The following is a 13,674-nucleotide window of genomic DNA, read 5'->3' as shown; positions in this document are numbered from 1 at the left end:
CCCCGCGCGCGTGGGCCCGGGCAGCACGGAGCTGCCCGGGCCCACGCGGCGTCAGGCCGGGGTGAGCGGGGCCGGGTCCGAGCCGCGCAGTCCGTGCCGCTCGATCAGGCGCTCGCGCAGGGCGGCCCGGTCGGGCTTGCCCGCCGGAGTCAGCGGGAGCTCGGCCAGCAGCAGCAGGAGCTCGGGGTGCTTGCGCCGCTCCAGGCCGCGCGCGGTCAGATGGGCACCGAGTGCGGCCAGTTCCGGGACCTCGGCCGTGCGGGGCACGACGCAGGCGGCCAGCCGCTCCCCCATCACCGGGCAGGGCACGCCCACGCACACCACGTCGCGGACCAGCGGGTGGGCGGCCAGCTCGCGCTCCACCTCGGCGGGGCTGATGTTGGCGCCGCCCCGGATCACGATGTCCTTGAGCCGGCCGACGATGTGCAGGGCGCCCTCCTCGTCGAGGAAGCCGAGGTCCCCGGTGCGGACCCAGCCGTCGGGGGTGCGGTAGCGGGCGTCGAGGTCGGGTGCGGCCACGTAGCACAGCGGGGTCATCGGGCCGCGCGAGATGATCTCCCCGATGCTGCCGTCGGGCAGCGCCGCGTGGGTGTCCGGGTCGGTGATACGGATCTCCGCGACGCGGGGGTCGGGGTGGCCCGCGACCACGCCGGTGCTGTCGGTGGGCGGGACCTGGTGGGCCAGGCCGGTATGGCAGTTGACCCCGTCGGCGGATCCGTAGAGGTTGACGACGGGGCATCCGAAGGCCCGCGCCGCGTCCTTGGCGGTCGTCTCGTCGAGCGGCGCTCCGCCCAGCACGAGGGCCGTCGGGGAGGGCACGGCAGCGCCGTCGGCGTCGAGCCGGTCGAGCATCATGCGGATCATGGTCGGCACGCCCAGGATGTGGGTGGGCTCGTGCTCCCGTACGGCTGCCAGGGCAGCCTCGGGGGTGAAGTGGTCGAGCAGGACGAGGGTGCCGCCGTGCCGGGCCAGCGTCACCGCGGTCCCGTTGGAGCCGAAGGCGGAGGCCAGCGGCACGAGGAACAGGCAGCGCGGGGGCGTACCGTCCGGCATGAGGGAGGCGAGGAAGTTGCCACGCCCGCCGGCCAGCGCGTTGTGGGAGTAGGCGACCATCTTCGGCTCGGCCTCGGAGCCGGAGGAGACCAGGATCCGGGCGGCGCTGTCGGGGTCGGGGCGGGCCGGGGTGAAGGCCGTCGCGTCCGAACGCAGCAACTGCGCGAAGGAGACCGCCCCTTCGGGGGCCGTTCCGGGGCCGGCGGCGATCACATGGCGCAGGGCCGGCTGCGAGGGGGCCAGGGTGAGCAGGTCGGCGGCGTGGTGGGAGCCGCGGTGTTCGGTCGCGGCGATGACCGCGACGGCCTCGGCCCGGCGCAGCAGGCACTCGGCCTCCAGAACGCCCCGGCCGACGGGGAAGGGCAGGGCGATCGCACCGATGGCCGCGATGGCGAGGTCGGCGATGACGGCATTGCGGTGGTTGGGGAGCTGTACGCCGACCACGTCGCCCCGGCCTATGCCGAGGCCGCGCAGACCGGCGGCCAGACATCGCACCTTGCGGTCCAGTGCGGTGTAACAGAGCTTGCCCTTGGCGTCGAGGACGGCGGTCGCGTGCAGGTTCGCGATCTGGCGGGCCCGGAAGAGGCTGTAGAGGTCGAGGTCGGGACAGGTCCCGTCGACCACCCACGAGCGGCGGAGCTCGGCAGGCAGCAGGTCGTGCAGGACGACGGTCATCTGAAGCTCCAGGGGTCGGGAACGGCGGGGGCACCGTGCGCGTCGCGGCTGATCGGGCCGGCGAAACGCGTGTCGTGGTGGAGGTCGGCCAGGTCGGTGGTGACGGCGGTGGCGGTCAGGCCCTGGCCGGCCAGCAGGGACAGGGCGTCCGGGGTGCTGAGTCCGGCCAGGTCGTGGGCGGCGGCCGCGGCCGCGCACGCGTCGGAGGGCGCGACCCAGCCGTCGGCCGTGCGCAGCGGGCGGCGGAACCCGGCGGGCCGCCTGGGGTTCGCACCGCTGACCGCCCGGCGCAGGGCGGGCGCGGTCAGGGTGTCGGCCGCGCCGAGGAGGGAGGAGTCGACGCGCACCCCGTGCCCGGTGCGCTCCCGCAGCAGCAGCCCCGCGAGCACGGCTTCGGCGCCGGTCAGCCCGCCCAGGACGTCGAGCAGGGTCATCAGGGACGGCGCCGGGGCCTCGCCCTCGGGGCGTACGGCCTCGCCGACGCCGGTACGGGCCTGGACCATGAAGTCCGTGCCCATGGGGGCGTCGGGCAGCCGGTCGGCCCAGCCGCTGGTGTACGCGTACACCAGGCCCGGGTTCACGGCGGCGAGGTCCTCGGCGTCCAGGCCCAGTTCGCCGGCCTTGCCCGGGGCCCAGTTGTGCAGGAAGACGTCGGCCTCGGCGGCCAGTTCGCGCAGCCGGCGGCGGTCGGCCTCCGCCTTGATGTCGATCTCCACGGCCCGCTTGCCGCGGTTGAGGGCGAGCCAGCGGGCCGAGATGCCCGAGCAGGCCGGGGGCATGCCGCGCAGCGGGTCCCCGCCCGGTGGCTCGATCCGTATCACCTCGGCCCCGAGCAGGCCGAGCAGGTGCGCGGCGAGCGGGGCCTGGATCCGGCGCCCGGCCTCCAGCACGGTGAGTCCGGCGAGCGGCCGGCCGGCGGGCTCGGCCGCCGCGGCGGTCCTGGCTCCCGGCCCGAGCGGCCGCAGGGACCAGGGCGCGGCCCCGTCGTGCTCGGCGGCCCGCTCGGCCAGCGTGCGCAGGACGCACACCTCCGCGCCGGAGAGGGCCGCGGCCTGCCGGATCCGTTCCAGGGAGTGGGCCCGCGCGACCTCGTGCAGCGCTCGGGGGAACGGGGCGCAGGCGGTGGCGTACCGGAACTGGAAGGGCCGCCAGCCGGCCCGCATCGCGTCGGCGGGCGCCTCGAGGGCCCTCCAGAACGCGGCCCAGGCCCCGGGGTCGAGGGTCTCCAGCTCGAAGAGTGTGCCCTCGGCGGAGGTGAAGGGCGGCCCGCCGGGCGCGAGTTCGGCCGCCTCGCCCTCGTCGGCCCCGGCGGCGGCGAGGTACTGGGAGACGGCCAGCAGCCCGGCCCGGTCCGCGCCCGTGGTGACCTCGCGCGCCCGGACGCCCCGGGCCGAGCCGATCAGGGTGGCCAGGAGCCCCTGGACGGTGAGGACGGCGGTGGCCGTGGCCGTGTAGTCGGCGGCCAGCCCGCGCGGGCTCCCGTCGCGCCGGCCGTGGACGGCCATGACGCCGGTGGCGGCCTGCACGGTGGCCTCGTCGACGAGGCCCGCGTCGTGGCCGCCCCAGCCCGTGGTCGCATGGGCCGGCCCGGATTCCGCGCCGGTGATCACGACGTGCCCGGTGGCCGGGCCGTCCTGGCCGGCGTCCCCGCCCCGCGCGCCGAGCAGCCGGAGGCGGTCCGTCACGACGCCCGTGATCTGCGGCGGCCCCGAGGTGTCGAAGCGCAGTGTGTCGAGCGGCCGGACCGTCTGCGTGGTTGCTGGTGACGCCATGCCTCTCCTCTCCTGGCGCGGCGGTGGCCGCACCGGCACGTTGGGCGATTGCCGGGAACCCGGGAGCCTGCGCACCCGACCAGTTCCACGGACAGACAGTCGGACAACCGTTCCCACGGGTTCCCGGAAATCTGGAGGAAAGCAGTGACGGACCCAGGCACCACCCCCACCGCGCAGGCCCGACCCGACGCACCCGAGGCGCAGTTGCGCGACCGGATCACCCGGTTCGTCCGGGACGAGGTGATCCCGTCCGAGCCGCTCCTGGACGCGGGAGGGCCCGCGGCGGCGGCCGCCCTGGACGAACTGCGGGACCGGGCCCGCCAGGAGGGACTGTGGGCGCTGCCGCTCCCGGTGGAACTGGGCGGCGGGGGGCTGGCCTTGAAGGCGTACGCCGCACTCGCCGAGGCCGAGGGCGCCAGCGATCACGGGCCCGCGGCGCTCGGCTCCCTTCCCCTCCTCGACGTCACGATGCTCGCGCGCCACGGCGGGAGCCGGATCCGCGAGGAGTACCTCACGCGCCTGGTCTCCGGCGAGATCCGCACCTGCTACGCGATGACCGAGCCCGGTGTTCCGGGCACCGACCCGTTCCTGACCGCCACCCGGGCCGAACGCCGGGCGGACGGCTCCTGGGTGGTCACGGGCCGCAAGTGGTTCACCTCGGGAGCCGCGGGCGCCGACCTGGTCACCGTGCTGGCCCGCACCGCCGGCTCCGCCGGGGACCGCGAGGGGCTGTCGCTGCTCCTGGTCCCGACGCGGTCCCCCGGCTTCCGCGTCGTCCGTGAGCTCCCGGTGTTCGGAGCGGCCGGCCAGTACGAGATCGAGCTCGACCGGGTGCCGGTGCCGGCCGGCCACGTGGTCGGCGAGGCGGGCCGGGCGCTGGCCGTCGCCGGGGAGCGGCTGCAACTGGGGCGGACCCTGCGCTGCCTGCGCTGGCTCGGTCAGGCGCAGCGCGCCTTCGACCTCATGTGCGAGCGGGCCGCCACCCGCAGCGGTTCCCGCGGGCCGCTCGCCGGCCACCAACTGGTCCAGCAGCACGTCTTCGACGCCCTGCTCGCCCTGCGCACGACCCGGCCGCTGGTCCACGAGGCCGTGGCCCTGATCGCGGCCGGGCAGGACGCCCATGTCGAGGTCGGGCTCGCCAAGGTCGCCGCCGCGCGGATGCTGCAGCAGGTGACGGACTCCGCGATCCAGGTCCACGGCGCCGCCGGGCTCGGGCCGGACACACCGCTGCCCGCCCTGTTCCGCGGCGGCCGGGCCGCCCGTATCCTCGACGGCCCGGACGAGCTGCACATCACCTCCGTGGCCCGCCGCGTGCTGCGCGGCCACGGTGCGTAGACGTCGGCCGGGCCGCTACACGCCGGTGATGTCGACGGCCCCGGCCAGGGCGGCGAGCGCGAGCGTCAGGAAGAAGGTTCCCCAGACGAGTTCGTGCCGTACGGCCAGCCCCTTGCCCGCGTCGTAGCAGCCGTCCACCAGCCGTCCCGCCGGTGCCCCGGGCGCCGCCCCGGCGTGCAGGTGGCGCTCGGCCAGCCGGCTCAGGATCGCCACGGCCCGGGAGGAGCAGTGCTCCGCCCGTGGCCCGGGGACCTCGGCCAGCTTCAGCAGGGCCACGGCGGTGATGGCGGCGGCCGAGGTGTCGAGCGGGCCGTCGGGCCTCTCGGCCTCGGCCGGCGGGACCAGCGGTCCGGTCAGGAACCCCCCGTGGGCCAGGAGCCGTTCGGCCGCCTCCGCGAGCCGGTCGGGCCGGTCCTGCGCGAGCCGGTCGGGCCGGTCCTGCGCGAGCCGAGGGTCGAGCAGGGCGTCGGCCACCGCGAGCAGCAGCCAGGCACGGCCCCGGCTCCACCCGGGGAGCGGGTCCGCCAGGGGCTGCCAGCGCTGCCCGGCGAACTGCCACGCGGGCGCGGGCCACGGTCCGCGCGGGAGGTCCTCGCCGAGGCAGAGGTCGAGGTGCCGGTGCAGGTGGGCCGCCGCGGCCGCCGCTCCGCCGGGTCCCGCCCCGGCCAGCAGCGGCAGCATCCCGGGGACGGCGTCCACCCGGGCCAGCAGGCGGGGCCCGCCGAAGGCCGCTCCCCAGGGCACGAGACCCAGCGTGCGGTCATGTGCCGACAGGCAGGCCTCGGCGGCCGCCCGCCGGAGCGCCGCCGCCGCGTCGTCGTCCGCCGCGAGGGCCGTTCCGTACCAGAGGATCAGGCCCCGGGTCGCCGTGTCCGCGTCCACCCAGCGCGCCAGCCGGGCCGTGCACCGCGCGGCCGTCACTCGGTCGGCCGGGGCGCCGGTGTACCGGGCCCGCAGCCACAGCAGCCCGGCCCAGAACCCGCCGGCCCATGCACCGCGGCCGGTCGTGGTCCACCTGCCGTCGTCGGGGTCGGCGTAGAGGGGAAAGCGGTCGCCCACCTCCGCGTCGGTCACCGCGACGCGCTCCATCAACGACGCCAGAGCAGGACCGGCCCAGTCCGTCCCGGTCACGCGGACCGCACCGTCGCCCCCGGTCACGCGGACCGCACCGCCCTCGCGCGGCGGTCCCGCACGGCCCAGACGAACGCGACCCCGGCGGCCGCCGCGAATTCCGCGGCCACCAGCAGCCAGCCCGGCCCGTACCGGCCGCCCGACACCAGCAGACCGAACAGCGGCGGACCCACCGCGAAGCCGGCGAAGAACCCGGCCGCGGCCAGCGCCGAGTCCTGACCCGCCCGCCCCGGCGCGGCCCGCTGCATCACGAGCACCATGGTCACGGCGTTGCCGGAGACGGCGAACACCCCCACCGCCACGGCGCCGACCCACACCAGCGGACCCACGGCCACCGCGGCAGCCGCGAGCAGCAGGGCCGCGCCCAGCGCCCCGCAGGCCAGCCATCCCGGCAGCCACTCGGCCCGGCCGGGACACGCCGCCCTCGACCAGCCCACCCGGCCCACGATGCCCGTCACGCCGAGCACCGCGACCAGAGCCGCGGCCGCCGTCGGCCCCAGCCCCAGCTCCCGCGCGCCGAACAGCGCGAGGTAGGTGTTCACGGAGGCGATGCCGCAGCCCAGGAACAGCGAGAACACCGCGAGCCAGGCGACCGTCCCGCGCGGGACGAGCGAGGTGCGGGGGCCGCCCGGGGTGACGGGCGGATCGGCGGGGAGGGCGCGCAGCGCCCACAGCCCGGTCAGCAGCGCGGCCCCGGCGGCCGTCCACACGGCGCCGCGCCAGCCCAGCCCCGCGGCGAGCGCCGCGAGCGGCAGCCCGGCCGCGAACGCCCCCAACTGGACACCGGACTGCTTCATACCGGTGACCGCACCCCGGCGGGCGGGCGGTACGGCGGCCAGGATCGCCTTGTTGGTCGCCGGGTTGGCCAGCGCCTGCGGCACCCCGCCCAGCGCGACCGCGCCGAGCAGCAGCCCGGCGCCCGGGGCCGCCCCGATCAGCGTGAGCGCGCCGGCCGACACCAGGAGCAGGGCCACCAGCGAGCGGCGCGGGCCCACCCGGTCCACGATCCGGCCGCCCGCCGGCGACAGCAGGGCCGCCGTGCCGAACCCGATCGTCGTCGTCAGACCCAGCACGACGGGCGTCACGTGCAACTCGTCGACCAGGCGCGGCCCGAGGGCGCCGATCAGGAACAACTGCAGCATCGAGAAGGCCATGGCGGCCGTCAGGAGCCCGGTGAGCTGTCCGTCCGCCCACCGCCGCCTCCCTTCCGGCACAGCGGTCGCCACTTTCTCCGCCGGCACAGCCGCCTCCCTCTGACGTCGGTCGCTCCTGCCGAATACGCAGTCAGTCGGTCCTGGGGGCCCGCCAGTTCCGCCCGTCCGCCGTGTCCTGCGTCACATGACGCGCCCTGCGCGGAAAGGGGGGACGCCGACCGCTCCCATCGTGCGCACCCCTGTGCACCGGTCACGACGGAAGTGCGAGGATGAGGCCCGCCATGACGCCAGGCCACTGTTCCCGAGCCGTACGGGCTGCGATGTTCGCAGCCCTGTGCGTGGTGCTCGCGGCCACCGGCCACGTCCTCATGTCGGGGACGCCCGTGCCCGGTTGGGCCATGGCCGCCGCGCTGATCGGCACCGCGGCCCTCGCCTGGTCGCTGGCCGGCACCGAGCGCGGTCCCCTCGCCGTCACCGCGGTGGCGATCGCCGTCCAGGCCGTGCTCCACACCTGTTTCTCCCTCGCGCAGTCCCTCGTCCCGCCGCTGCCGCCGGGCGGCTCCTTCGCCCAGCAGTGGGCGCAGTACCTGACGTGCGGCGACAGGGTGCTGTCCCCGTCCGAAGCCGCGCGCCTGGTCGACGACGCGGGCCTCGGCGGCCAGGTGCACCGGCCACCACCCGGCACGACGGCCGTGGCGGACGCGGGCGCCCATGCCCACCACTCGACGTACGACGGCGTGCCGGAGGCCGTGGCGGGCGTTCCGGTGCCGGACGCGCACGCCATGGCCGACATGGCGATGTCCCCCTCCGGCATGCTGGCAGCGCACCTGCTGGCCGCCGTGATCGCCGCACTCTGGCTCGCCTACGGCGAACGGGCCGCCTTCCGGCTCCTGCGCAGCGTCGCGGCATGGCTCTGGACGCCGCTGCGGCTCCTCCTCGCGCCGGCCCGCGTGCCGCACCGGCCACCACTGCGCGTACGCCGTGAGCGCGGCGGCAGCCCGCTGCGGCAGCTCTTCCTGATCCACGTGCTCACCTCGAGGGGTCCGCCCGCGGGAACCGCTGTCGTCTGACAGCCGGCTCCCCCGGCACGCGCGGGTGTGATCCCCGTCGCCGCCCGGGCATCGGCCATGCCCTCCGGCAGGCCGTACACCTCACCGGCCCGCCGATCGCGGCGCCGGACACCCCACGCGCGTAAGGACCTTGTGGCGATGACCCCTGCCCCGAGCACCCGCCAGGACCCCGCCGGGCCGAAGACGGCCGGGCACACCCCCAGCAGCGACGAAGCCGTGACGCGGCTGGCGCTCGCCGCACGCGACGGCGACCCCGAGAAGGCCGACCGGTTCGTCCGTGCCCTCCAGCGCGACGTCTGGCGGTACGTCGCGTTCCTCAGCGCCGACCCGCAGGCCGCCGACGACCTCACCCAGGACGTCTTCGTCCGCGCCCTGCCCGCGCTGGCCCGGTTCGAGGGCCGCTCCTCCGCCCGGACCTGGCTGCTGTCCATCGCCCGCCGCACCGTCGTGGACAGCCTGCGCCGCTCCGCCGCCCGGCCGCGGCTGGCCGACCGCGACGACTGGCAGACCGCGGCCGAACAGGCGCAGCCCCGGGGACTGCCCGGCTTCGAGGACGGCATCGCCCTCGCCGAACTCCTGGCGACGATCACCGAGGAGCGCCGCGAGGCGTTCATCCTCACCCAACTGCTGGGGCTGCCCTACGCCGAGGTGGCCGAGGCCATCGGATGTCCCGTCGGCACGGTGCGCTCCCGCGTCGCCCGCGCCCGGTCCTCGCTGATGGCACTCCTGACGGACACCGCGCGTCCCACGGCGGACCGGGACCGGCCCGCCCCTCGGCGCCGCCGCCCGGCCTCCGCCCCGGATCCCGCCCTCCGGGCGGTGGCCTCGCTCACCTGAAATGACCGGCGTCCCGCCCCCTGGCCAGGGCGCGGGACGCCGGGGCGCGCGGACGGGGCGGGAAGCGTCAGCGAACGAGCGCCACCACGATGCCCACGAGCGCGGCGATCACGGCCAGGGCCTCGAGACCCAGCCGGATCCACCACCGGTGCGCTGGATGCGCGTGGGCGACTCCAGTGCCCGGATGCTGTGCGACCAGGGGGCTCCACCTCCCACGACCTGGAGCCGGTGCATGTGACGGTGCCACGGGACGGAGTCCTTCTGGTGGGCACGGACGGTTTCATGGACTGCGATGCGGTGAGCTTCCGCGGGCAGAGCGCTCTTTCGCAGGTGCACACGCCCGGCTGGGCGCTGCCCGGGGGCGAGCCGCCCGCGACCGCCGCGGGCGACGTCTTCTTCGAGTTCGGCCTGTGGGCCATCCGCCTGTTCGCCGGCGAACAGGACGCCCGCGATCCGGGGGAGCCGGCGGCGATCGACCCGGCGCTCGGCCGCCTGGCCGAGCGCAGCCAGGCCGCCGACCCCGCTGCTCGCCCTTCGGCGGCCGAGTGGCGGATGTGCCGGTCGGAGTCGGCCCCGCGCAGTTCCCCCCGGCTCCACCCCGCGCCCGCGCCCGCTCATGTGCCGGCTTCTGTGCCTGTGCCTGTGCCTGCGCCTGCGCCTGCGCCGATGACGCGCCGTCCAGGAGCGCGGGTGGTGCGGCCGGCCCCGCGCACCAAGGCGCCGCCGGCAGGCTCGGCGGGGCCGCTCAGGGCCCGATCTCGAAGGCGGGCGCCTTGAGCCCGTTCAGGCACGCGGTCTTCGGGGAGGCCGGGTTGTCGAAGAACGAGACGGTGACCTCCTGGGCGCACTTCGAGCTGGCGAACACCACGTGCGGCTCGTACGGGACCGTGACGACCTTGGCCCTGCTCAGCGTGCGGGCGACGTACGGCCCGTTGTCCGCCCCCGTCTGGGAGTCGAACCCGCCCGACAGGGCGAGGGTGGGGATGTCGCCGCGGGTGACGTCCCGGATCGAGCGCGGCGCCGCGGGAACGTTCCAGACCGCGCAGTCCGGACGCAGGAAGGTGAGTTGCGGAGCCTGGGCCTGCACCGAGCGGGGGAAGGACGGGAAGGCCTTCTGTCCGCCGCGCAGCGCCTCTTCCGGGCTCTCGTACGGTGTCCACTGGCCGCAGAAGACTCCGTAGGCGAGACCGTGCGAGACCACGCCCACGCCCTTGGGGTTGAGTTTCCAGCCCGCCCACTGCCGGGCGACCCGCTGCGGCCTGCCGTGTGCCAGCTCGTCCAGGGCGCGGGGCACTTCGGGTGCCACGTGGGTGGCGGTGGTCAGCCAGTTCACGAGGGCTCCGCCGTCCAGGACGACCTTCACCGGCTCGTCGTGGCCCGGCAGCGTGACGGTGGTGGTGACCGGTTCGGCCTCGAGGTCGCGCACGAGCCGTTCGAAGGTGGCCGGAAGGTCCGGGTAGCGCTCGTTGCACGCCGGCTGCTGCGCGCAGGCCTTGAACAGGCCGTCGAAGCCCTGCCGGGCGCTGCTCCAGGTCTGGGCGGACCCGGCGGTGGAGGGCGGCAGGATGCCGTCGATGCCGACGGAGCGCAGCCCTTCGGGGTGCAGGCGCATGGAGGTCAGCGCCAGGTGGGTGCCGTAGGAGATGCCGAACAGGTTCCACCGCTCGATGCCGAGCGCGGTGCGCAGGTCCTCGTAGTCCGCGGCGCTCTCGATGTCGTTGTACGCGCCGAGGTCGACGCCGCGGCCCGCCAGCTGGTCGCGGCAGGCCTGGGTGGCCTGGACGTGCAGGCGCCCGGTGGACGGGGCGTCGTACACGAGGCCGACCGCGCGTCCGCCGAACCGGTCGATGCCCGGGCACAGGAGCGCCGGTTCGGCCGAGTACGTACCGCGCTGGGACATGAGGATCACGTCACGGTCGCGGTTGAGGCCGCCGTCGACCGCCAGCTTGGCCTCGAAGACCGCGTCGTCCCCGGGTCCGCCCGCGAGCCACACGATGGGGTCGGCCTTCGGTGTGGCGGCCGTGGCGGGCACGATCGCGACACCGAGCCGGATCGTCCGGCCGTTCGGGCGGGCCCGGTTCTCGGGCACGGTGAGGGTTCCGCAGCGGGCGCCCGTGAGCTCTTCGACCGGTTCCGGCGTCCGCGGGCAGGGGCCCGGTTCGAACCGGGCGTCGCCCACCGTCCGGGCGACGGTACCGGTCGGCGCGGCGGGGGTGGCGGTGGCGTCGGTGCGCGAGCGCGCCTGGGCGGGCGCGGTGAGCAGGCCGGTGACGAGGAGCCCCGTGACCAGGCCGGCCGATGTGGCCCGCGGTCTTCGTGCCGTGCGGCGACGGGGCGTCCGGTGGAGTGTCATCTGCCCTCCCGGTCGTTCCGGGATGCTCGAACGGAGCACACCCTCCCGACGCTACCGGGCGGGCGGTAGGGGGGCACCCGGAGCGGTCCGCGGGGCGGGGGCCGCGGGGTCCCCCACGGCCGCGGCCCCCTCCCGCGCCGCCGCGCGTCAGGAACCCCCGGCCCCGTCCTCCGCCGTGATACGGAAGCGGAGGCGGCAGATGACCGCGTCGGTGTCGCGGCGCACCGCGTGGGCGACGACGGAGCCGCGCTGGTTCTGCAGCAGCCGCTGCCACAGGCGTGCGGGTTCGGTCTCCGGGATGAGGACGGTGATCTGCGCGTCCGGGTGGGTCTGCGCGAGCTTGCGCACGTACGCCGAGACCGGGCGGCCGAGCGTGCGGGTCTGCGAGGAGAGTTCGATCAGGTCGACGCCCGGCTTCCACAGCTCCCAGTCGCGCCGCAGGGCTTCGGTGGCCTGCCGGTCCTCGGCCGTGGGATGCGTGACGGTGACGGCGACGACCTCGTCGCCCAGCGAGCGGGCGGCGGTGAGGGCCTGGCAGGTCAGCCGGGACAGACCGGAGACGGGGACCACGACCAGCGAATGGGCCCGGTGCGGCGGCTGCGGTACGCGGCCCAGTTCGAGGCGTTCGCCGATGTCGGCGTAGGCGCGGTGGACCTTCTCGAAGGCGAGGACGATCAGCGGCAGCGTCACGACGATCAGCCAGGCGCCCTCGGTGAACTTGGTGGCGGTGACGACGACCGCGCTGACGCCGGTCAGGAGCGCGCCGAAGCCGTTCAGCACCGCCTTGTACCGCCAGCCCCGGGCGCGCTCGCCGTACCAGTGCCGGACCATGCCGACCTGGCAGATGGTGAAGCCGACGAAGACGCCGATGGCGAAGAGCGGGACGAGGGTGTTGGTGTCGCCGCCGGAGAGGACGAGCAGGGCTGCGGAGACGAGCGCCAGCCAGACGACACCGTGGCGGTGGACCTGGCGGTCGGCCTTGAGGGCGAAGACGTGCGGCAGGTGGTTGTCGCGGGCCAGCAGGCTCATCAGCACCGGGAGCCCGCCGAAGGAGGTGTTGGCGGCCAGCGCCAGCAGCACCATGGTGGCGAACTGGACGACGTAGAAGGCCAGGTTGTGCCCGAACGAGGCGTCCGCGAGCTGGGCGAGGACGGTGACGCCCTCGACCGGCTGGAGGTGGAAGCGGCCGATCAGGATCGACAGGCCGATGAGCATGACGCCGAGCAGGGCGCCGAGCGCGACCTCGGTGCGCCGGGCGCGGCGGGCGGCGGGGGCGCGGAAGGACGGTACGGCGTTGGCGACGGCCTCGACGCCGGTCAGGGCGGAGCAGCCGGCCGCGAAGGCCTTCAGCAGGAGCAGCGCGCCGACCGCGGTGGCGCCCTCGCCGAGGGCGGAGGCGTGGCCGGCGGCGGACGCGGTGCTGACCGGGCCGTCGCGGAAGAGACCGACCGTGATCATCGCGAGGATCGATCCGACGAACAGCGCGGTCGGGACGAGGAAGGCCTTGGCGGAGTCGACGACGCCGCGCAGGTTCACGGCGGTGACCAGCACCAGGACGCCGAGGCAGATCCAGACGCGCTCCCCGTGCAGCGACGGGAACGCCGAGGTCAGGGCGGCGACACCGGCCGTGACGGACACGGCGACGTTCAGCACGTAGTCGAGGATCAGGGAGGCGGCGGCCACGAGACTGGTCCGCCGGCCGAGGTGCCGCTTGGCCACGGCGTAGGAGCCGCCGCCGTCCGGGAAGGCGGCGATGACCTGCCGGTAGGAGGCGACGAGGACCGCCAGGAGCGCGGCGATGGCGAGGGTGACCGGGAGGGTGAAGCCCAGCCCGTAGGCTCCGGCGGCCGCCAGCACCAGCACGATCGACTCGGGTCCGTACGCGACGGACGCCATGGCGTCGAGCGACAGCGCGGCGAGGCCCTGGAGCGCGGTCAGCCGGTGGCGGTCCGCGGGTCCGGTCGCGCCGGTATCGGGGGGTTCCTCCTGACGCGACCCCGCAGCGGTCGTGAGCGGCTTCTCTACGTGTGTGGCCATGTCGCCGTGTCCCTCCGAATGAACAAAGTCAGGACAGCGTCGAAGCCGTACGGGCGGATCACCAGCACCCTTGGCGGCTTCCATACGCCCGATCGGCCGCTCTTCACGCGATTTATACGCGTGGGTCGTGGCAGCGTAAGAGGCCTGTCAAGACAGGCTCTCGCGCGCTGCTCCGGCTCCGCGCGGGGGGCAGGCTTGTTCCGGGCGGCGTTCTGCGGACGGCGCCCGGCGCGACGAACGGCCCGTCCGGGCGGGAG

At 75.8% G+C, this 13,674-nt stretch carries 9 protein-coding genes; 3 read left to right on the top strand and 6 right to left on the bottom strand.

Annotation, left to right across the window (positions count from 1 at the left end; all coding sequences use genetic code 11):
- Positions 1-51 precede the first annotated feature (51 nt).
- Together ACIPXB_RS30740 and ACIPXB_RS30735 are read right to left on the bottom strand one after the other, a co-directional pair.
- A complete protein-coding gene (locus ACIPXB_RS30740) occupies positions 52-1,728 on the bottom strand; it encodes a class I adenylate-forming enzyme family protein (RefSeq protein WP_401455110.1) in 1,677 nt (558 codons plus the stop codon).
- On the bottom strand, positions 1,725-3,500 hold the full coding sequence (locus ACIPXB_RS30735) for a CoA transferase (protein WP_401455108.1): 1,776 nt from the start codon (positions 3,498-3,500) through the stop codon (positions 1,725-1,727). The genes ACIPXB_RS30740 and ACIPXB_RS30735 overlap by 4 nt, the downstream gene beginning before the upstream one ends.
- Before the next feature lie 144 nt (positions 3,501-3,644).
- On the opposite strand from ACIPXB_RS30735, the gene ACIPXB_RS30730 reads away from it, so the two are divergent.
- On the top strand, positions 3,645-4,835 hold the full coding sequence (locus tag ACIPXB_RS30730; protein WP_401455106.1) for an acyl-CoA dehydrogenase family protein: 1,191 nt from the start codon (positions 3,645-3,647) through the stop codon (positions 4,833-4,835).
- Positions 4,836-4,850: 15 nt separating this feature from the next.
- Here ACIPXB_RS30730 and ACIPXB_RS30725 read toward each other — a convergent pair whose 3' ends face one another.
- Positions 4,851-5,966: a sugar ABC transporter permease gene (locus tag ACIPXB_RS30725; RefSeq protein WP_401455104.1), complete on the bottom strand. Its 1,116-nt coding sequence runs from the start codon at positions 5,964-5,966 to the stop codon at positions 4,851-4,853.
- Positions 5,967-5,989: 23 nt separating this feature from the next.
- Positions 5,990-7,120 (bottom strand): MFS transporter, encoded by a 1,131-nt coding sequence (locus tag ACIPXB_RS30720; RefSeq protein ID WP_401455154.1) that lies wholly within the window; start codon positions 7,118-7,120, stop codon positions 5,990-5,992.
- 281 nt (positions 7,121-7,401) lie between these two features.
- Here ACIPXB_RS30720 and ACIPXB_RS30715 point away from each other — a divergent pair, with 281 nt between their 5' ends.
- Both ACIPXB_RS30715 and ACIPXB_RS30710 read left to right on the top strand, forming a co-directional pair.
- Positions 7,402-8,190: a hypothetical protein gene (locus ACIPXB_RS30715; RefSeq protein WP_401455103.1), complete on the top strand. Its 789-nt coding sequence runs from the start codon at positions 7,402-7,404 to the stop codon at positions 8,188-8,190.
- A 138-nt stretch (positions 8,191-8,328) separates the two neighbouring features.
- On the top strand, positions 8,329-9,027 hold the full coding sequence (locus ACIPXB_RS30710) for a sigma-70 family RNA polymerase sigma factor (RefSeq protein WP_401455101.1): 699 nt from the start codon (positions 8,329-8,331) through the stop codon (positions 9,025-9,027).
- 745 nt (positions 9,028-9,772) lie between these two features.
- Here the strand turns inward: ACIPXB_RS30710 and ACIPXB_RS30705 are convergent.
- Both ACIPXB_RS30705 and ACIPXB_RS30700 read right to left on the bottom strand, forming a co-directional pair.
- On the bottom strand, positions 9,773-11,380 hold the full coding sequence (locus ACIPXB_RS30705) for an alpha/beta fold hydrolase (protein WP_401455099.1): 1,608 nt from the start codon (positions 11,378-11,380) through the stop codon (positions 9,773-9,775).
- A gap of 147 nt (positions 11,381-11,527) precedes the next feature.
- Positions 11,528-13,417: an APC family permease gene (locus ACIPXB_RS30700; RefSeq protein ID WP_401455098.1), complete on the bottom strand. Its 1,890-nt coding sequence runs from the start codon at positions 13,415-13,417 to the stop codon at positions 11,528-11,530.
- Positions 13,418-13,674: the final 257 nt, after the last annotated feature.

Origin of the sequence: Streptomyces sp. NPDC090022 (genome assembly GCF_044748145.1) — a bacterium.
In the GTDB taxonomy this organism is placed as follows: Bacteria; Actinomycetota; Actinomycetes; order Streptomycetales; family Streptomycetaceae; genus Streptomyces.
Note: the sequence above shows the minus strand (reverse complement) of the source record. Positions and strands in the feature narration are given on the sequence as shown.